Here is a 970-nt window from a genome sequence, read left to right as displayed (position 1 = left end):
CGATGCTCCGCCAGATCTCCGCATCGAGCTCGGCGGCCGGCGCCGTGTCGAGGATCACCGTCATCCCGTGCTCGCGTCCGCGCGCGGTGATGTGCGCCGTGAGTGCCGACGGCGTCTCGAGCTGGGTGAGCAGCATCGAGGTCGTGGGGGCGAGAGCTGCGAGCGCCTCGTCGATCTGCGCGGCGCCGAGGGCGGCATTGGCGAGCGGCACCATCACGATGTCGTTCTGCGCCGAGGAGTCGACCCGGATGTGCGCGATGCCGGTCGGGCCGGGAACCGTGCGCAGGTGCGTGAGGTCGACGCCCGCTGCCGTGAGCCCGTCGACGACCAGGTCGTGGAAGAGGTCGTCTCCCACGCAGCCGACGAAGCTCGTGCGTGCACCGGAGCGACCGGCGGCGACGGCCTGATTCGCGCCCTTGCCCCCCAGCATGAGGGTGAACTCGTCGCCGAGGATCGTCTCGCCTCTGGCCGGCAGGCGCCCGGAGAAGGTGGTCACATCGGCCGTGACGCTGCCGACGATGACGACGCCGGTGCGGTCCTCGGGGTGTGCGGGGGTCATCTCGCTCCTGATCTTCCTCGATGGCAGGCATGGCCGTCGCTTTGACAGACCGCGATGGCTGTCATTACATTAGCCGAATCCGCACCTGTAACGACAGGTTGTCCGCGAGGAGACCCCGATGACCCCGATCGCGCCACGCCTGTACGTCGACAGCGCCGATGTCGACCGTGTCTCCCCGCTGCTCGCCGCGGGGGTGGTGCACGGCGTCACCACGAACCCGACCATCCTCGAACGCGGCGGCCGCACCGCCGCCGAGATCCCTGATCTCTACGCCCGCTGGGAGTCGGAGGGGGCGCGCGAGATCTTCTTCCAGACCTGGGGTGGCGACACCGCCTCGTTCCTCCGCAACGCCGAGGGCATCCGCGCGCTGGGTGACCGGGTGGCCGTGAAGGTGCCGGCGACGGCGGCGGG

General features: G+C 70.3%; 2 protein-coding genes. One reads left to right on the top strand and one right to left on the bottom strand.

The window, feature by feature from the left end; genetic code table 11:
- The coding region (locus tag KZA10_RS16165) for a PfkB family carbohydrate kinase (RefSeq protein WP_256935000.1) at positions 1-559 on the bottom strand (559 nt) is incomplete at its 3' end.
- A gap of 118 nt (positions 560-677) precedes the next feature.
- On the opposite strand from KZA10_RS16165, the gene KZA10_RS16160 reads away from it, so the two are divergent.
- On the top strand, positions 678-970 hold a 293-nt coding region (locus KZA10_RS16160), incomplete at its 3' end, for a transaldolase family protein (RefSeq protein WP_218683395.1).

The organism is Microbacterium sp. BF1 (assembly GCF_019279095.1).
GTDB lineage: Bacteria > Actinomycetota > Actinomycetes > Actinomycetales > Microbacteriaceae > Microbacterium > Microbacterium maritypicum.
The sequence above is the reverse complement of the archived record's forward strand: the minus strand, read 5'-3'. Positions and strand labels throughout refer to the sequence as shown.